This window comes from Pseudomonas sp. BF-R-01 (assembly GCF_019946615.1).
GTDB classification, from domain to species: Bacteria; Pseudomonadota; Gammaproteobacteria; order Pseudomonadales; family Pseudomonadaceae; genus Aquipseudomonas; species Aquipseudomonas migulae.
In genome coordinates this window covers 63,738-81,859 of record NZ_JAGYFX010000012.1, presented here as the reverse complement: position 1 = coordinate 81,859, position 18,122 = coordinate 63,738, and the positions used below count along the sequence as shown (strand labels likewise).

Annotated in this window: 18 protein-coding genes; 4 read left to right on the top strand and 14 right to left on the bottom strand. The window is 60.2% G+C overall.

The window, feature by feature from the left end:
• Positions 1-18 precede the first annotated feature (18 nt).
• Both KGB27_RS07610 and KGB27_RS07605 read right to left on the bottom strand, forming a co-directional pair.
• Positions 19-2,163, bottom strand: coding sequence for a 3-hydroxyacyl-CoA dehydrogenase NAD-binding domain-containing protein (locus KGB27_RS07610; protein WP_223553765.1), 2,145 nt, complete (start codon positions 2,161-2,163; stop codon positions 19-21).
• A 25-nt stretch (positions 2,164-2,188) separates the two neighbouring features.
• Complete coding sequence (locus KGB27_RS07605; RefSeq protein ID WP_008042192.1) at positions 2,189-3,394, bottom strand: acetyl-CoA C-acetyltransferase; 1,206 nt, start codon at positions 3,392-3,394, stop codon at positions 2,189-2,191.
• A gap of 591 nt (positions 3,395-3,985) precedes the next feature.
• On the opposite strand from KGB27_RS07605, the gene KGB27_RS07600 reads away from it, so the two are divergent.
• On the top strand, positions 3,986-4,807 hold the full coding sequence (locus KGB27_RS07600; protein WP_223553782.1) for a c-type cytochrome: 822 nt from the start codon (positions 3,986-3,988) through the stop codon (positions 4,805-4,807).
• Between the two features lie 120 nt (positions 4,808-4,927).
• Here the strand turns inward: KGB27_RS07600 and KGB27_RS07595 are convergent, their stop codons facing one another.
• The 8 genes from KGB27_RS07595 to KGB27_RS07560 all read right to left on the bottom strand — a co-directional run bounded on the left by KGB27_RS07595 (position 4,928) and on the right by KGB27_RS07560 (position 11,572).
• Positions 4,928-5,743 carry a transglutaminase domain-containing protein gene (locus tag KGB27_RS07595; RefSeq protein ID WP_223553762.1) on the bottom strand — a complete coding sequence of 272 codons (816 nt, stop codon included), beginning with the start codon at positions 5,741-5,743 and terminating at the stop codon, positions 4,928-4,930.
• The gene (locus tag KGB27_RS07590; RefSeq protein WP_008042189.1) at positions 5,740-6,690 is read right to left on the bottom strand and encodes an alpha-E domain-containing protein; all 951 of its coding nucleotides are present in this window, start codon (positions 6,688-6,690) and stop codon (positions 5,740-5,742) included. The genes KGB27_RS07595 and KGB27_RS07590 overlap by 4 nt, the downstream gene beginning before the upstream one ends.
• Positions 6,691-6,702: 12 nt before the next feature.
• Entirely contained in the window at positions 6,703-8,112 is a 1,410-nt protein-coding gene (locus tag KGB27_RS07585; RefSeq protein ID WP_008027316.1) for a circularly permuted type 2 ATP-grasp protein, read from the bottom strand.
• 553 nt (positions 8,113-8,665) lie between these two features.
• Positions 8,666-9,007, bottom strand: a complete 342-nt coding sequence (locus tag KGB27_RS07580) for a ribonuclease E inhibitor RraB (RefSeq protein WP_008027314.1) — start codon at positions 9,005-9,007, stop codon at positions 8,666-8,668.
• A 219-nt stretch (positions 9,008-9,226) separates the two neighbouring features.
• Positions 9,227-9,460, bottom strand: coding sequence for a hypothetical protein (locus tag KGB27_RS07575; protein WP_008042188.1), 234 nt, complete (start codon positions 9,458-9,460; stop codon positions 9,227-9,229).
• Between the two features lie 218 nt (positions 9,461-9,678).
• Positions 9,679-10,554, bottom strand: a complete 876-nt coding sequence (speE, locus tag KGB27_RS07570; protein WP_008027310.1) for a polyamine aminopropyltransferase — start codon at positions 10,552-10,554, stop codon at positions 9,679-9,681.
• Positions 10,555-10,782: 228 nt separating this feature from the next.
• Positions 10,783-10,974: a PLDc N-terminal domain-containing protein gene (locus KGB27_RS07565; RefSeq protein WP_008042187.1), complete on the bottom strand. Its 192-nt coding sequence runs from the start codon at positions 10,972-10,974 to the stop codon at positions 10,783-10,785.
• Between the two features lie 67 nt (positions 10,975-11,041).
• Positions 11,042-11,572 carry a hypothetical protein gene (locus KGB27_RS07560; RefSeq protein ID WP_008042186.1) on the bottom strand — a complete coding sequence of 177 codons (531 nt, stop codon included), beginning with the start codon at positions 11,570-11,572 and terminating at the stop codon, positions 11,042-11,044.
• Between the two features lie 179 nt (positions 11,573-11,751).
• Here KGB27_RS07560 and KGB27_RS07555 point away from each other — a divergent pair, with 179 nt between their 5' ends.
• Together KGB27_RS07555 and KGB27_RS07550 are read left to right on the top strand one after the other, a co-directional pair.
• Positions 11,752-13,233: a methyl-accepting chemotaxis protein gene (locus KGB27_RS07555; RefSeq protein ID WP_223414520.1), complete on the top strand. Its 1,482-nt coding sequence runs from the start codon at positions 11,752-11,754 to the stop codon at positions 13,231-13,233.
• Positions 13,234-13,435: 202 nt separating this feature from the next.
• Positions 13,436-13,801, top strand: coding sequence for an Mpo1-like protein (locus tag KGB27_RS07550; protein WP_008027303.1), 366 nt, complete (start codon positions 13,436-13,438; stop codon positions 13,799-13,801).
• On the opposite strand, the gene KGB27_RS07545 is transcribed toward KGB27_RS07550, so the two are convergent.
• From KGB27_RS07545 to KGB27_RS07535, 3 genes are all read right to left on the bottom strand, one after another.
• A complete protein-coding gene (locus tag KGB27_RS07545) occupies positions 13,802-14,599 on the bottom strand; it encodes an acyl-CoA thioesterase (RefSeq protein WP_008027301.1) in 798 nt (265 codons plus the stop codon).
• Between the two features lie 265 nt (positions 14,600-14,864).
• Positions 14,865-15,623 carry a CHAD domain-containing protein gene (locus KGB27_RS07540; RefSeq protein ID WP_207285323.1) on the bottom strand — a complete coding sequence of 253 codons (759 nt, stop codon included), beginning with the start codon at positions 15,621-15,623 and terminating at the stop codon, positions 14,865-14,867.
• Positions 15,624-15,718: 95 nt separating this feature from the next.
• Positions 15,719-15,997 (bottom strand): hypothetical protein, encoded by a 279-nt coding sequence (locus KGB27_RS07535; RefSeq protein ID WP_008027298.1) that lies wholly within the window; start codon positions 15,995-15,997, stop codon positions 15,719-15,721.
• A gap of 223 nt (positions 15,998-16,220) precedes the next feature.
• Here KGB27_RS07535 and KGB27_RS07530 point away from each other — a divergent pair, with 223 nt between their 5' ends.
• The gene (locus KGB27_RS07530; RefSeq protein ID WP_008042183.1) at positions 16,221-17,261 is read left to right on the top strand and encodes a patatin-like phospholipase family protein; all 1,041 of its coding nucleotides are present in this window, start codon (positions 16,221-16,223) and stop codon (positions 17,259-17,261) included.
• Between the two features lie 142 nt (positions 17,262-17,403).
• Here the strand turns inward: KGB27_RS07530 and KGB27_RS07525 are convergent, their stop codons facing one another.
• Positions 17,404-18,102, bottom strand: a complete 699-nt coding sequence (locus KGB27_RS07525; RefSeq protein ID WP_192226570.1) for a response regulator — start codon at positions 18,100-18,102, stop codon at positions 17,404-17,406.
• Between the last annotated feature and the right edge of the window lie 20 nt (positions 18,103-18,122).

Below are 18,122 nucleotides of genomic sequence, written 5' to 3'. Positions count from 1 at the left end.
CGAGTCGTCATCGGTCCCTTAAAACACCTCACCTTTGGCCGCTTTCTCCAGCAGCAGCGCGGGTGGCGCGAACCGTTCGCCGTACTGCTCAGCCAGGTATTGCGCACGCGCGACGAAGTCCTTCACGCCGTACTGGTTGATGAACTGCAGCGCGCCGCCGGTCCAGGCCGCGAAACCAATGCCGAAGATCGAGCCGACGTTGGCATCCGCAGTCGAGGTCAGCACGCCCTCCTCCACGCAACGCACGGTTTCGATGGCTTGCACGAACAGCAGACGATCACGCACGTCCTTCGGTGAAATCTGCCCGTCAGCCTTCTCGAAACGACTTTTCAGCCCTGGCCACAAGTGCTTCTGGCCGCCGGCCGGGTATTCGTAGAAACCACCGCCTGCCGCTTTGCCCGGACGCTTGTATTCGTTGAGCAGCAAGTCAATCACGGCAAACGCCGGGTGCTCAATCAGTGGTTTCCCTTCCGCTTGCAGGTCTTTGGCCGTTTGCTGGCGGATATGGCTCATGAGGCTGAGGGAAACTTCGTCGGAGATCGCCAGAGGCCCGATGGGCATGCCCGCCTTGCGCGCTTCGGTCTCGATCATCGCTGCGCTCACGCCTTCGCCGAGCATGGCAATGCCTTCGTTGGTGAAGGTGCCGAACACTCGTGACGTGAAGAAGCCACGGCTGTCGTTGACCACAATCGGGGTTTTCTTGATTTGCAGGACGAAATCGAAACCGCGGGCCAGGGTTTCGTCGCTGGTGTGGGCGCCTTTGATGATTTCCACCAAGGGCATTTTTTCCACGGGGCTGAAGAAATGCAGGCCGATGAATTTGCTCTGATCCGGTACCGCGGTGGCGAGCCCGCTGATGGGTAAGGTCGAGGTGTTGGAAGCGATCACCGCGTCCGGGCCGACGACCTGTTGCGCGGCTGAAGAGACTTTGGCTTTCAGTTCGCGGTCTTCGAACACGGCTTCAATGATCAGGTCGCAACCGGCCAGATCGGCGTCACTTTCAGTGGTTTTGATCCGTGCCAGCACTGCGTCCCGCTGTTCGATGCTCAATTGCCCCCGGGCAATCTTCTTGTCCAGCAACGCCGCCGAATGAGCCTTACCCTTTTCCGCCGCAGCGAGGTTGATGTCCTTGAGCACCACTTCGATACCGGCCGAAGCGCTGACAAAGGCAATGCCGGCTCCCATCATCCCCGCGCCCAGAACCCCCACGCGACGCGTCACGTAAGGTGCAAACCCTTGAGGTCGCGAACCGCCGGCATTGATTTCGTTGAGCTGGAACCAGAACGTGCCGATCAGGTTCTTCGAGATCTGGCCGGTGGTCAGCTCAGTGAAGTAGCGGGTTTCGATCAGGTGCGCCGTGTCGAAATCCACCTGAGCGCCTTCCACTGCGGCGCAAAGAATCTTCTCTGGTGCGGGCATGCAGCCCTGGGTTTTAGTGCGCAGGATCGACGGAGCAATTGCCAGCATCTGTGCGACTTTCGGATGCGACGGCGTACCGCCCGGAATCTGATAGCCCTTCACATCCCAACGTTGCACCGCTGTCGGGTTGGCCAGAATCCAGGCGCGTGCCTTGCTCAGCAGTTCATCGTGATCCAGCGCCAACTCATCGATCAAGCCCGCCTGCAAGGCTTGTTGCGCACGGACTTTCTTGCCTTCAAGCAGATACGGCAAGGCCTTCTCCAGGCCGAGCATCCGCACCATGCGCACTACCCCGCCACCGCCCGGCAACAGGCCGAGGGTGACTTCCGGCAGGCCGAGTTGCACCGATGAATTGTCCAGCGCCACGCGGTGATGACAGGCCAGGCAGATTTCCCAACCTCCCCCCAGCGCAGCGCCGTTGATTGCGGCGACCACCGGTTTGCCCAGGGTTTCCAGGGTGCGCAGTTGGCCCTTCAGCGTCAGCACCATGTCGTAGAACGCTTTGGCTTCAGGCTTGCCGACCTTGATCAGTTCATTGAGGTCGCCGCCGGCGAAGAAGGTCTTCTTCGCGGAGGTGATGATCACGCCGGCGATGCTGTCTTTCTCGGCAACCAGTCGGGCGACGCAAGCGGCCATGGCCTCGCGGTAGACCGCGTTCATGGTGTTGGCGCTCTGACCCGGCATGTCGATGGTCAGGACGACGATCTGGTCCTGCCCTTTTTCGTAACGAATGGCTTCAATCATGAAGAGGATTCCTTGAAATCGTGGCTCAGAGGCGTTCGATGATGGTGGCAATGCCCATGCCGCCGCCGACGCACAGGGTCGCGAGGCCAAAGCGCAGGCGCCGGGTTTCCAGTTCATCGAGCAGCGTGCCGAGGATTGCGCAGCCTGTAGCGCCCAGCGGATGCCCCATGGCGATGGAGCCGCCATTGACGTTGACCTTGTCCGGGTCGATGGCCATGTCCTTGATGAATTTCAGCACGACGGAAGCAAACGCCTCGTTGACCTCGAACAGGTCGATGTCTTCGACCCGCAGCCCGGCCTTGGCCAGCGCTTTGCGGGTGGCCGGCGCCGGGCCGGTGAGCATGATCGTCGGGTCGGTGCTGGTGACCGCCGTGGCGACGATTCGCGCCCGTGGCTGCAAGCCGAGCGCACGCCCCTTGGCTTCGGAGCCGATCAGCATCAACGCCGCGCCATCGACGATCCCGGAACTGTTGCCCGGCGTGTGCACGTGGTTGATCCGCTCAACGTGGCTGTAGACCCGCAATGCCGTGGCGTCGAAACCCATTTGCCCCATCATCTCGAAGCTTGGCTTGAGTTTGCCCAAGCCTTCCAGAGTGGAGTCGGCGCGAATGAACTCATCGTGATCGAGCAAAATGATGCCGTTCTGATCCTGCACCGGCACCAGTGATTTGCTGAACGAACCGTCGGCCCGCGCCCGCGCCGCTTTTTGCTGGGAGTGCAGCGCGTAGGCATCGACGTCCTGGCGGCTGAAGCCTTCGAGAGTGGCGATCAGATCGGCGCCGACGCCTTGCGGGGTGAAATGGCTGTGCAAATTGGTTTCCGGGTCCAGCGCCCAGGCGCCGCCATCGCTGCCCATCGGCACCCGTGACATCGACTCGACGCCACCGACCACCACCAGGTCTTCGAAGCCGGAACGCACTTTCATCGCCCCGAGGTTGACGGCCTCCAGCCCTGACGCGCAGAAGCGGTTGATCTGCACGCCCGCGACGCTGACGTCCCAATCGGCCACCTGTGCGGCCGTTTTGGCGATGTCCGCACCTTGATCGCCGACCGGCGTCACACACCCCAACACCACGTCATCGACCTGACTGGTGTCCAGCGCCGTGCGCTGTTGCAACGCCTTGAGCAACCCCGCCACCAGGTTCACCGGCTTGACACTGTGCAAGGCACCATCGGACTTGCCCTTGCCACGGGGCGTGCGTAACGCATCGAAAATCAAAGCTTGGGTCATGACGTCCTCGAACCTGGCGGTGAAAATACTGAGCCCTCACCTTATGCCGAGCCACCGCCGATTCAATGACCGCAATGCTCACTGACGTTGACGGACACGCTCAGACGGACGGTAGTGTGCTACCGGATTGATCGTTTCAGGACACCGAGATGTCTAGCAAAAGGGCGGCAAAGAAGCTGGCAATAGGCCTCATGCCTTTTTTAAAGCAATAAGTGCGCACTCCATACGAAAGGGATCTAAGTCACGAGTGACGCGGGCCCTAAGGTGAACATATGCGAAGTTGTCGTCGGGTTTTGCCGAGGCGCTCGCCTTACAGGAAGTGCAACGCTCTGCCGTCATGGAGATATGCAGGCAGGCATCAGGAAATAACAAAAAAGGCGGTCAAGCCATGTTCAAACATTCGAAAGTACGTCAAGCCGGGCTCATTCTTTTCGCTACTACGTTGCTGTTGATTTTGCCGAACCTGACGAAGGTGATCGGCTGAGTCTTTATTAAAAAATCGGCGCACAGTTTCCATCGCCTCTTAAAAATGTGACTGGCTCGCTACCCGGGCCGGCGTGGGTGTGCCAACCTTTGCGGCACTTCCACGACATGGACGGCGATCTGTTGAAAACGCTCATTCTGCTCGGAGCCTTGCTGTTCGGCTCGCCCCTTTATGCCGCACAGCTGAACCTGGAGCTGGGCGCACACAGCCGCACCTGGCAGACCGAGGAATTGCTCAAGCATCCTCAGGTTCAGACCATCACCATTACCAACGACGTTTCCTACAAACGGGACATGAGCTATCGCGCCGTGCCCTTGGCGGCTTTGTTGACCGGCATCAAGCGTGACGATCACCTGCAAGCTGTGGCACTGGATGGTTTTGCTGCCGAACTGGCTGCCGCGCCGTTGCTCAACAGCCAAGGTGCGCGAGCGTGGCTGGCGATTGAAGACCCGACAAAACCGTGGCCGACGCTGTCGGCAGACAAGCCGAGTGCCGGGCCGTTTTATCTGGTATGGACGGATCCGCAGGCGGGCAATATCAGTCCCGAGCAATGGCCCTTTCAAGTGGCTGACATCAAACGCATGGCGCCGGTGGCCGAGCGCTTCCCTGCCCTGCTGCCGGATCCGGCGCTGAAGGCGAACGACCCGGTGAATGTGGGGTTTGCGCTGTTCCAGAAGAACTGTCTGGCGTGTCATCGATTGAACGGTGCCGGGGATGCGCAGTTCGGGCCGGATCTGAACATTCCGTTTAACCCGACCGAGTATTTCGGGGCGGACTTTTTGAAGCGCTACATCCGCGATCCGCAGAGTTTGCGGCAGTGGCCGCAGGCGAAGATGCCGGGGTTTTCGGCGGCGGTTTTGCCGGATGGGGATCTGGAGATGTTGGTGGGGTATTTGAAACACATGGCCGGGCGCAAAACCAAGCCCTGACACTATTTCCATGTGGGAGCGAGCCTGCTCGCGATGACGGTGGCACATTCAACATGAATGTGACAGACAGACCGCTATCGCGAGCAGGCTCGCTCCCACAGGTTTTTGCGGCGAACAGACCTATTGCTGCTGGACTGAAATCACCGGCATCGGCATCGGTGTCGGCGACACAAACACCTTTGCGTGCATCTGCTCACACCCGCCGCCCCGACGCATCCCGCGTACCGGGCAGGCATCCAGGTAATCCAGGCCCACCGCCAGTTTCAAATGCCGCTCCGGTCGCGCCAGTTCATTGGTCACGTCAAAGCTGTACCACGCGTCATCCAGCCAGGCTTCCGCCCACGCGTGGCTGGCCAGATGCTCGCTATTCTCGCTATACAAATAGCCCGACACATAACGCGACGGAATGCCCAGGCTGCGGGCGCAGGCGAGAAACGCGTGGGTGTGGTCCTGACAGACACCCGAACGCCCGGCGAAGGCTTGCGCGGCGCTGGTGTCCACTTCGGTGGAGCCCGGCGTGTAGGTCATGTGCGAATTCAGGCCATGCATCAAGTCGATCAATGCCGCGCGGTCCCGGCGCTTTTTGCACGCCTTCTCGGCGAACTCACGCAAGGCTTCGTCGGCCTCAGTCAGGCGCGTGAAGCGCAGGAACGGCAGCGCCGACTGGCTCTCGTGCTCGGCTTCACGCAGTTCGTCGATGTCGACCTGGCCACGGGCGCCGATGATGATCGCTTCATGCGGCTCATCCATGGTCAGCACGTGCAGGATGTTGCCGAACGGATCGAGTTGCGCGCGCACCGGGCGCGGCAGGTCGAGCTGCCAGCTGAGCACGTGCTGGCGCTCGCTGTCGTGAGGGGTCAGTCGCAGGTACTGGATGCTCGCCCGCACCTGATCTTCATAGTGATAGGTGGTCTCGTGGCTAATGGAAAGTCTCATGCAGCCTCCAGGTAGGAACTGTGTATGGCGTTACCCAACTGGCGCACCAGCGGGATGAACTCGGTCAGCCAGGCGTGCAGGCCTTCGTCGAGAATTTCGTTGATGCCGGTGTAGCGCAGGCGTGCGTCCATCTCGGCGGCCAGACGTTGCGCAGGACGACCATTGGCCCCTGGCAGTTGAGCGAGGATCTGGTCGATTTCTTCGGTGCACGCACGCAGGGATCGCGGGACATCGGCGCGCAGCAACAGCAGTTCGGCCACATGCCGGGCGCCGGGCGCGTCGCGGTAGATCTCGGTGTAGGCCTCGAACGACGACAACGCCCGCAACAAGGCACTCCATTGGTAATAGGCGTGAGCCGTGCCGTCGCTGACCGCTTCGGCCTGATCGCCCGCCATTTCGTAGCGTGCATCGAGCAGGCGCAAGGTGTTGTCCGCCCTTTCGATGAAAGTGCCCAGACGAATAAACCGGAACGCATCGTTGCGCATGATCGTGCCGTAGGACGCGCCGCGAAACAGGTGCGAACGTTCCTTGATCCACTCGCAGAAACGACTCATGCCGTAGCGACTCAAGCCCTGATCGGCGATGCCGCGAATTTCCAGCCAGGTGGCATTGATGTTCTCCCACATGTCCGCGGTGATTCGCCCCCGCACGGCATGGGCACTGGCCCGCGCCGAACCGAGGCAGCTGTAAATGCTCGCCGGGTTGGCCGCGTCCAGGGCAAAAAAGTGCAGCAGCCGTTCGGCATGCAACTCGCCGTGGCGTTCGAGGTAATCGTCCAGGGTGCCGGTTATCAGCAGCGGCATGGCGAGTTCGTGCAGACCGTCACCGCGGCCATCCTGCGGCATCAGCGACAGCGAATAACTGATGTCGAGCATCCGTGCGAGGTTTTCCGCCCGCTCCAGGTAACGCGACATCCAATACAAATCCGAGGCAGTTCTACTTAACATGGCAGGCTTCCTTCAATCCTCGACCACCCAGGTGTCCTTGGTTCCGCCGCCCTGGGAGGAATTCACCACCAGGGAGCCTTCACGCAGGGCGACACGGGTCAAACCGCCGGGCACAACCCGGGTTTCGCGGCCAGACAATACAAACGGACGCAGGTCGATGTGGCGTGGGGCGATGCCGTTTTCGACAAAGGTCGGGCAGGTCGACAGGGACAACGTCGGTTGCGCGATGTACGCGTGGGGCTTGGCCTTGATTCGCTCGCGGAAGGATTCGATTTCCGCCGCCGTCGCCGCCGGCCCCACCAGCATTCCATAACCGCCGGACCCCTGGGTTTCCTTGACCACCAGTTCTGGAAGATTGGCCAGCACGTGGGACAGTTCGGAGGGATTACGACACTGGAACGTCGGAACGTTCTTCAGGATCGGCTCTTCGTCGAGGTAGAAACGGATCATGTCGGTGACAAACGGATACACCGACTTATCGTCCGCCACCCCGGTACCGATGGCATTCGCCAGCACCACATTGCCCGAGCGGTACGATGACAGCAGCCCCGGAACGCCGAGCATCGAGTCCGGATTGAACGCCAGCGGATCGAGGAATGCATCGTCGAGACGGCGGTAGATCACATCCACCGCTTTCGGCCCGTCCGTGGTGCGCATGAACACCTTGTCGTCACGCACGAACAGGTCCGCGCCTTCCACCAGCTCCACGCCCATTTCCCGAGCGAGAAATGCATGCTCGAAAAACGCGCTGTTGAAGCGACCCGGCGTCAGTACCACCACGCTCGGGTTATCGAGGTGGCTGGAGCTTTTCAGGGTGTCTAGCAACAGGTTCGGATAATGATCGATCGGGGCGATGCGCTGGGCCGAGAACAACTCGGGGAACAGGCGCATCATCATCTTGCGGTCTTCGAGCATGTAGCTCACGCCGCTGGGTGTACGCAGGTTGTCTTCGAGCACGTAGTACGTGCCGTCGCCATCGCGCACCAGGTCGACGCCGGAAATGTGGGAATAGATATCCCGGTGCAGATCCAGCCCCTGCATCGCCAACTGGTATTGCTCGTTGGCCAGCACTTGTTCGGCCGGGATGATGCCGGCCTTGATGATGCGCTGCTCGTGATAGAGGTCGGCGAGGAACATGTTCAGCGCCTTGACCCGCTGGATGCAGCCGCGTTCGACGATCCGCCATTCACTGGCGGGGATGCTGCGTGGAATGGTGTCGAAGGGAATCAGGCGCTCTGTCCCCTGCTCGTCCCCGTAGAGCGTGAAAGTAATCCCGGCGCGATGAAACAGCAGATCGGCCTCGCGTCGCCGTTGTGCCAAAAGCTCGTCAGGCGTTTCGGCCAGCCAACGGGCAAACTCCCGATAATGCGGGCGGACCTGGCCGCCGGCATCGTACATCTCATCAAAATAGGTGCGGATCATGCCGTACTCCTTGTCACCCGGACATCCAGGCCTTCGCAAGGCCCGTGCCATCGGCAGAAACGCTTTGATATCAATCGGTTGGATATTCACATGATTAACACCGCACCAATCCTGTGCGGCAAATGCCCCAACCTGATCGCCCCCGCTTCATTGCGAAGCAATGCTGTCGCCTATCACCAGCATAGTCAGAGTTGATTTCACTGCCCGGAGGGGGATGCGGATAATTCGCGCATTCGCTGGAAATGCTCACCGAACTTCCCTTTTAGCCGCCTTGCTCAGGCGGCTTTTTTTTGTTTCGGGATTTGTGGTGGGTGGTTTGGCGGTGATTGGGAGGACGTCATCGCCAGCAAGCTGGCTCCTACAGGGGGCGGTGATTTGTGGCACGCCGGTTTTCTGTAGGAGCCGGCTTGCCGGCGATGGGGACTGAAATTCTGCGGTGATTCGCAGGGCGCCATCGCCAGCAAGCTGGCTCCTACAGGGGGCTTGATCTGCGCAAACGAAAACGGCCAACCCGAAGGTCAGCCGTTAGTGGATGTTGTCGCTGTTCATAGTGTTATGCGAGTAGCCCTCGTACCTCCTGCTTGACGCCCCATCCTTCGATGATGCCACCCAAAGGCTCGACCACCGCCTCGAAGTCCTGCTCAAAGTCGCCGATGCCGTCATAGGTGGCGTACATCACTTTGCTCAGTTCCAGGGACCAGGCGCCGTCGTCGCGCACGCTGATTTGTGCATTCATGGATTCACCGCAGTAATGCCCTGCCGCCCTGCGTGCCCGCTCCTCGTCCGGGAAAATGGCGTAGAACTCGATGGGATGGAAACGTGAAAAGTCGAAACCGCCTTCTTTCATGCGGCGCAGAACCGAGCTGCTGATGTCTTCTTGATAGGCTGTGCTCATGAAACGTCCTCCTGATACCGATGGATAGACTTTCCGTACTCCCGACGCCGGCAACCGAAGGATGCGAGCGCTGCGGCAAGCAAATTGCCGATGGGAAACAAGCATGTAGCTGACAAGACCAGACCTTAGCGATCCATTCGCTGATCTCGCTTGCAGAGTAGCCCCAAGTCGGAGCCGCTGCCAAGGCCTGGTTATTTCACGAGTGTTCCAGAGGGGGTATCAGACGGGAGTAATGCCGAGGATCTGGATGCTGTTCTGGGCTTTAAGATTCTTGACGCTTGCATCAGCAGTTCGCCCTTCCAGATCATTCAGATCCAGTTCGGCGACGACAGGAAGGAGACGTTCCTTGATCAGTTTGGCGGCGTGCTCGTTGTCCGGGCATTCGTCGCACTCAAAAACTTCGTTGGCTGTTTCACCGTGATCATCCACGAAAGTGATTTTCCACTTTTGCATCACTGCCTCCTCGAACAAACCCGTAAATGGGCTTACATCCATCTGGACTTTTACCCAGGCCGATCGTTCAAACAGATTACGCCGTGCCAGCATGAAAAACACGGTCCCTGTAGGAGCGAAGCTTGCTCGCGAAGGCGGCATATCAGTCAATAAACATGTCGACTGAAACACCGCTTTCGCGAGCAAGCTTCGCTCCTACAGGGGTTTGGCGTATTTCTTCAGTCGTTGCTTGGCTTGTTCACGGCCTGCAACACGTATTGCGGCAAGGCGAACGCGCCGATGTGGATTTCCGGATTGTAGTAGCGGGTGACGATGCCGCTACCGGCAAAGCGCTGTTGCAGGGTTTCGCGGGACAATTTGCGATAAGCGGTGTTGGTCGCGCCCCAGGCAAAAGTCATCGAACCGCCGATGTAAGTCGGCACGGCGGCCTGGTAGAAGTGCCAGTCCGGGAACAGGCTGCGCAGGCGGCCGGCGGTGGTTTTGACTTCTTCGATCTGCATGAACGGCGTGCCGTTCTGGGTCACCAGGATGCCGCCTTCGTTGAGGCAACGACGGCAGGCCTGGTAGAAGTTTTCCGAGAACAGCACTTCGCCCGGACCGATCGGGTCGGTGGAATCGGAAATGATCACGTCGAACTTTTCAGTGGTAGTGGCGACGAAACGCATGCCGTCGTCGATCACCAGGTTCAGGCGCGGATCATCGAATGCACCCTTGGAGTGGTTCGGCAGGAACTCCTTGCACATGTCGACCACGGTGCCGTCGATCTCGACCATGGTGATGTGCTCGACGTTACGGTGTTTGGCCACTTCACGCAGCATGCCGCCGTCGCCACCACCGATGATCAGCACGCGCTTGGCGCTGCCATGCGCCAGGATCGGCACGTGGGTGAGCATCTCGTGGTAGATGAATTCGTCGGCTTCGGTGGTCTGGATCACGCCGTCCAGCGCCATGACGCGGCCCATGCGCGGGTTCTCGAAAATCACCAGGTGTTGGTGTTCGGTGCGCACTTCGTGCAGCAGTTTTTCCATGCGAAAACGCTGGCCGTAGCCTTCGTAGAGGGTTTCCAGGTAATCGCTGGTAGGAGTGTTGCTCATGGGAAGTGCTCCGATGAATGCGGTGGCAACGGACGGTTACCCGCCCATGATGGCCAATCGATCAGCTCGATTGCCCGGGAAAGGCGCGCATTCTACGTCGCGGAAGATGACAGGTCGAACCTTCTGACTCCAAGTACCTGTAGGAGCGAGGCTTGCCCGCGAAGGCGTCCGTGAGGTCGCCAAAAGCTTCGCGGGCAAGCCTCGCTCCTACAAGGAAGGTGGAAACCATCAAATACGCACATTGCCCCGTGGCCCGGCGATGGCCCAGATGATCAGGCCCAGGACCGGCAGCAGCAGGATCAGCAGGACCCAGATGATTTTCATCCCGGTGTCGGCGCCACTTTTCAGCACGTTGATGATTGCCCAGATGTCCAGGACAAGGATGATCAGGCCCACCAGGCCGTTGAACGTGGAACCCATGGTGTCGCTCCCTAAGCGTTGTGTGCCCTCTCAGGATAGTCGGCCCCAGGGGTTTCGTTTCATGCCATCAAACGTGGATGGCGACTTTCAGGGCTTCCAGGGAAGGCGCGGCAGCGATGCCGACCTCGGCGCACAGCTCGAGCACACGCGGTACGTCGTTGCCGTACACCAGCACCACTTGCAGCTCGTCGTCGAGCAACTGGCTGAAGTTCATCAGCGTATAACCGCCGTTTTCCTTGTTCATGCTGCCCATTTGCACCTGGATGCGATTGAGCGCGGTCAGCGCTTCGGTCTTGGCCAGTTGCTTGGGTTTGATGTTGAAATCCACGCCCGGACCAAACGAAGCGACGATCTGCGCGAACAGGTCCATATAGGTGTCAGCCTGGAACAGCACGGTTTCCGGCAGGCTGCCGACGACGACCCACTCGCCCAACGGAATCGGGAAGGTGTCGTCGTAGTTAATGTCCGGATTGGCTGTCAGAAAAGCCTCTGGATCGGCGTAGGCCTGGGCCGCTTCGTCGGCGACTTTGAGGATTTCGTCTTCGCTCATGCACCCGGAGCTGATTTTGCTGATGAGTTCGACGAGTGCGGCTTTCATGGGGGCGGAATCCTGTAGCGAGGGAATTTTGAAGGCGCGAAGGATAGCGCATTACGTCCCGCAGTTCCTGTGCGCGAGCGTGACCGGGAATGTTGACCCATATCAAGATCCGGCGCACGGGGCCGCGGCACAATGCTGGCACCTTGCCAATACTGTTTCCGCTATCAGAGAAGACCTCCATGGGTGCCTGGCTTAGCAACATCTCGCTGAAATATAAATTCTGGGCGGTCAATGCTGTCGCCTTCGTCACGACCCTGTTGTTGGTGCTGTACGCCGTACAGCTCGAACAACAGGCCCGCAGTCACGCATCCAAAGTGTCCGCCCAGGCACAGGCACGCCTGCTCGGCGCCTGGCCGGCCGGGCAAGCGCTGCCCAAGGCCGATAACCTGCTGACGTTCAGTCGCGGGCACGCGCCGTTGCTCAACGATCAACCCGTGCTGGAACTGACGGACAGCAACGGCTGGGTCGAGATCAACTCGATGCCGTTGTTCGGCGAAAACCCTTTGATGGGCGCCGAAGTGTTCACGCGTGCCGACGGCCAACACATCGCCGTGATTGCCTATGGCCCGAGCCTGAGCCAGGTGTTCGAAGAACGTTTCGCCAACTACGCCGTGGCGGTGTTCATCCTGATGCTGGCGATGCTCGGTGCGTCGCAATTGTTGATCCGCTTTCTGCTCAGCCAGCTCAATACGTTGAAAGACGTCATGCTCCACGTTGAAAAAACCGGCGACCTCTCGGCCCGTGTGCCGCTGGCCTGCACGGACGAAGTCGGGCAGATGGCCGGTGCGTTCAACGCGATGCAGGCCGGTTACCAACGGGTGGTCAACACCGTCGCCAGCACCGCACGACAACTGGATGACGGTGCCGCTCGGCTGGCATCGAGCATGAACGAAGTGCGCCACGGCATGCTCGGTCAGCAAAGCGAGACCGATCAGGCCGCCACGGCGATCAACGAAATGACCGCCACCGTCTACCACATCGCCCAGCACGCCGGTGCCACCCGCGACCTTTCGAAAACCGCCGACACCCTGGCTGGCAGCGGCCAGGAAGTGGTCAGCCGCGTGCAGAAATCGATTGCCGGGTTGTCCACTGGCGTCCAGCAGACGGCCGAGATGATTCAGCGTCTGGCCGAAGACAGCCAGAAGATCAACGGCGTGGTCAATGTGATCCACAGCATCGCCGAGCAAACCAATCTGCTGGCGCTGAATGCGGCGATTGAAGCAGCCCGGGCCGGGGAAATGGGTCGTGGTTTTGCCGTGGTCGCCGATGAAGTGCGCAACCTGGCCAAAAGCGTGCAGACCTCGACCGACGAGATCACCCTCATGGTTTCGGCGTTGCAGGCCGGTACGCGGGACGCGGTGGATTTCATGCAGGAAAGCTCGTTCAAGGCCGACGACTGCGTGCAACAGGCGCAAGAGGCTGGCGCCGCACTGGCCGAAATCACCAGCGCAGTGGCGCAGATGCGCGAAAGCAATACCCAGATCGCCGTGGCGGCGGAACAGCAGAGCCAGGTGGCGGAAGAGATGAATCGGGCGGTGGTGAGTATTCGCGATGTGACCGAGAACACCGTGAAGCAGACCGTGGACTCGGCGACGACCAGTAATGAGTTGGCGGCGCTGGCCGGGGAACTGAGTAAGGCTATAGGTCAGTTGAAACTTTGAGGCCCTCTTCGCGGGCAAGCCTCGCTCCTACGGGTCTGCGCCGACCTTGTAGGAGTGAGGCTTGCCCGCGAAGGCGTCAGCTCAATCAATATCAATTTCGACCATGACATCTATCACTCCGATAGCCATCCTTGATTCGCCGCCCGCCCATGCCGCGCCTATTCTTCAATCATGTGTTCAACATGGATCGAGGATCAGCATCATGGGCAAACGTCACCCCAACCTTCCCGCCTGGCAATGGCGCGCTTACCCGGACAATCACCAGCACCCGGCCAATCTGGTGTTGCACCTGATTGCCGTGCCGCTGTTCATCGTGGCGTTTCTGCTGCTGGTTTGCGGGGTGTTCAGCCTGAGCTTTGCGAACTTCGCGATTGGCGTCATCGGCCTGCTCGCGGCATTGGGCCTGCAGCGCCACGGTCACAGCCTGGAGGCGCAAGCCTCCGAGCCGTTCAGTGATCGCAAAGACGCGGTGTCACGCCTGCTGGTCGAGCAGTTCCTGACCTTTCCACGGTTTTTCCTCAGCGGCGGCTGGTGGCGCGCCTGGCGTGAGCGCCACCGTCGTCACTGATCAGGCGAAAACCGTCACCGTCTGCCGGCTCATGGCAATCAACTGATTTTCTGCGTTCCACAGCTGCGCCGCCGCGTGACCGTAGCCGTCAGCGGCATGTTCGATTTCAACGAGGTATTTGCACCAGTCCAGCGTGCTCAATTCCAGCACTGGCTGGACGAATTCGATGGTCCAGGTCAGCGTGCTGCCCATCGCCGGTTTCGTCAGGTGCGGCATCAAGGATGGGGGCCAGGCGTCCACCAGTGCGAGGATATGCGCCTCACTGACCGCCTCTTCCTTCACATCCCCGCGCAAGCGCACCCAACCGCCCATCTCGCGGGATTTATTGCCGGTGAACGGCAGGCCGCCAACACTCCAGCGCATCGCCAGATGGCGCATGAATTCCGGCAGTACGCCTTTGATGAATGGCAGCTCCTGGCAATCGTCCCAGTGCTTCATTTCGGGAGCCGGCGTGGCTGTTACCGCCACTTCGGACGGTCGCGAAGCGCCGAAGCTGCCCTGGATGAGTGTCACCACCTGGCCCTTCTGCATCGCCCGACCCAGTACCTGGCTGACCGCCTTGCCTTCGCGCAGGACGTCGACTTCAAAACTGACCGGCACTTCAGGCTCGACCGGCCCGACAAAGGTGATCGCCAGCGAACGCACAGGGCGATCCGCCGGCACCTTCGCGCGCATGGCTTCGTATTGCAAGGCGGCCACCAGGCCACCAAAACTGGCGCGACCCTGCGCCCATTCGGCCGGAATAGACAGCTCCAGCGGCTGGCTGCGGACGGCGTCGAGCAGATCGGAAAAGCGCATGGAAACCTCAAGGGCAGAAAAGGATGAAGGGATGTTAACCAGCCTGCGAGGATGGCACAGCGCCTATTCTGGCCAAAGAGACTGACAGATAGGCCGCAATCGGGTCGAACGCCACGTTCATGTGCAACACAATACCTGTGGGAGCGGGCTTGCCCGCGAAGGCGGAGCTTCAGCCACCATCAATGCTGGATGTAATGACCTCTTCGCGGGCAAGCCCGCTCCCACAGGGATATGTGCTGTTCAATTAATGCGTGATCATGTCCGTTCAGGATCTGAAACAGCTGGCACTGAGTTTGTCGAGCACACGGTCCGCACGGCCCTCGGCCTGGGCCATGGTGGTTTTCCAGACCGCCACGCAAGGCTGCAAATCGGCTTCCTGTTCGGCCCGGGCCAGCCATTGCCAGCAATCGTGCCAATCGCCCAACGCGGCCTGGGCCGACTTCAATCTGGGCAGCGCCGGTTTCGGCAAGCGATCCAGCTCGGGATACGCCTCGATGCCATAACGCACGCGCTTGATCAGCAAGCGCAGACGATGGCGATCATGGGCGGGATCGTGCAGCGCCTGATCGAGTTTCTTCCATTGTTTGGCCAGGCGTTTCTCGATGCGTTGGCGCAAGCCCTTGAGCAAACCCTGACGCTGCGAGGCGCGTATAAAGCGCGGAAAGGCGTCAAGGATCATCAGCAACTGCAACAGCTCAGGACTCGCCGCAACCGCCGGGTAAGCCTCGGCCATCTGCGCCATGCGCCGTTGCGCCGCCTCGGGTTGATCGTGCTCGAGCAAGTACGCCGCCAGCACTTCGCGATCGCGCAACGGCGTGGTCAACTGCCCCACGGCCGACGCTGCCGCTTCCAGTTGCTCGACACCGGGCAAGCCACGCAATGGTCGCAGCAGGCTGCGCAAACGGCGAACCGTGGTGCGCAGATCGTGCAACGCTTCCGGATCGGTGCGGGCATTCAATCGGGCCTGACAGGCCAGCAAACGGACTTCCAGGCCCAGAACTTGAGCCACCAACCGATTAATCATGTGATTGACTCCAATTGTAGGAGCCGGCTTGCTGGCGATGGCAGCCGTGATGACGCCTTCACCAGCAAGCCGGCTCCTACAGATTAGCGCCTTGTTTAACGGCCAGCGCGTGACTCACGAATATAAAAGCGCGCCTTCTCGGCTTTCCTGGCGCAGCCTTCGAACGCTTCGAATTGCTGCTGGGTCTTGGCGCCGGTCAGCAACGACAGGGCCTTGGAGTAGCTGACGGTGCCGGCGAAACCTTCGGCCTTGGCCAGGTCCAGCTCACGCCACGCCGCATCGAGCCCGTTGCCGCAGCTGTCACGGTAAGCGGTTTTGCCGGCACAACCGGCGAGTGCCAGCGCAATCAAGGGCACACAGATCCAGGCTTTCATCACTCACACCTCAACAATAGGAAAAACAGTCTTGCAGGTAAGACGGTCCGGCGCGTGAAAAGTGCCTTGCTCCCGCCGCCGAAACTATAGCGCTCGGGAGAATAACCATCTGCCGCCATGGAGTGTCGAAAAAACGACGCCTTCACCCTGCCAAGCGACCTTGACGATTGAAGCGCGCCCCTCGATGGGTGCATTGTTGAACCTTGTCAGACGAGGGCGATTCATGAAAAAGCGCGTCGCACTGGTGCTGGGCTCAGGTGGGGCCCGAGGATATGCCCATATCGGGGTCATTGAAGAGATCGAACGGCGTGGCTACGACATCTCCTGCATTGCCGGCTGCTCGATGGGCGCGGTGGTCGGCGGGATTTATGCCGCCGGCAAACTGGACGAATACCGTAACTGGATCGAAAGCCTGGATTACCTCGACGTGTTGCGCCTGGTGGACGTCAGTTTTCGGCTGGGGGCGATTCGCGGCGAGAAGGTCTTCGGGCAGATCCGCAAGATCGTCGGCGAAATCAATATCGAAGACTTGCGCATCCCCTACACGGCGGTGGCCACCGACCTGACCAACCAGCAGGAAATCTGGTTTCAGGAAGGTTGTCTGCACCAGGCGATGCGCGCCTCGGCGGCCATCCCGAGCCTGTTCACCCCGGTGATGCAAGGCAATCGCATGCTGGTGGACGGCGGCATCCTCAACCCTTTGCCGATCGTGCCCGTGGTGTCGAGCCATTGCGACCTGATCATCGCGGTCAACCTCAACTCCACCAACCAGCGTCACTATCAATTGCCGGTGATCCAGCGCCCTGCCGCGTTCAGGACCCGGTTCGACAGCCTGATCAACTCGCTGGGTTCGAAAATGCCGTTCCGCCGCAAACAGGCAGAACAATTGCTGTTGCTGGAAAAGGAAGCGTTGATGGCCGAGGCGGCCGAGATCAATCCCTGGGTCGAGTCCGCCGAACCCGAAGCCCAGCAACCGGCAGCCGCCCCTGAACGCGACGGTGCGCCGAAGTCGGCCACCGGTTCATTCATCATCGACAACGTGGGACCGGCGTCCTTGCTGGATTTGATCAACCAGAGTTTCGAGGTGATGCAGACGTCGTTGGCGCAGTACAAGATCGCCGGCTATCCGCCGGATATTCTGATCAACGTGCCGAAGCGGGTGTGCCGGTTCTTCGAGTTTTACAAGGCACCGGAGTTGATCGCGCTGGGGCGCGAGATTGCGCGGGATACCTTGGATCGGTATGAGAATGAGCGGGATTCCTGAGGTTCTCGAGTGAATGTGAGGGCCTCATCGCGGGCAAGCCAGCTCCTACAAAGGTTGAGGTGATCACAAGATTTGCAAACGACTCTGGTCCCTGTAGGAGCCGGCTTGCCGGCGATGGGACCGGATCATCCAACACAAAAAACTAAACCCCACCCTCACTCAACAACCGATACCCAACCCCCGCCTCGGTCACGATAAACCGTGGCTGCGTCGGATCATCCGCCAGCTTCTGCCGCAAATGCCCCACCACAATCCGCAGATAGTGACTGTCTTCGGTATGGGTCGGCCCCCAGATATCCTTGAGCAATTGCTGCTGGGTGATGACCCTTCCCGGATGCCGCGCCAATTGCGCCAGCACTGCGTATTCCTTGCGGGTCAACGCCACTTCGACACCTTCAAGCAGCACCCGGCGATACGCCAGATCCACGGTCAACGGGCCGAACGTCAACGCCGCTTGTTGCGCCTCGCCCACCGGCGCCTGACGCAACAGGGCACGCACCCGCGCCAGAAATTCCTGGATGCCGAACGGCTTGGTCACGTAGTCATTGGCGCCGCCATCCAGCGCTTCGACCTTCTGACCTTCACCGGCGCGCACCGACAGCACCAGCACTGGCACCGTCGACCACTCACGAAACTCGCGCAGCACTTGCTGGCCGTCCATGTCCGGCAGGCCGAGGTCGAGCACCAGCAAGTCGGGTTTGTTCAATGCCGCTTGCGCCAGGCCTTCGGTGCCGGTGCCGGCTTCCAGCACTTTGTAGCCTTGGGAGGCGAGGCTGATGCGCAGGAACTTGCGGATCTGCGGTTCGTCGTCGATGACCAAAATGGTCGCGGTCTGGCTCATGGTTTCCGGTCGCGGCATGG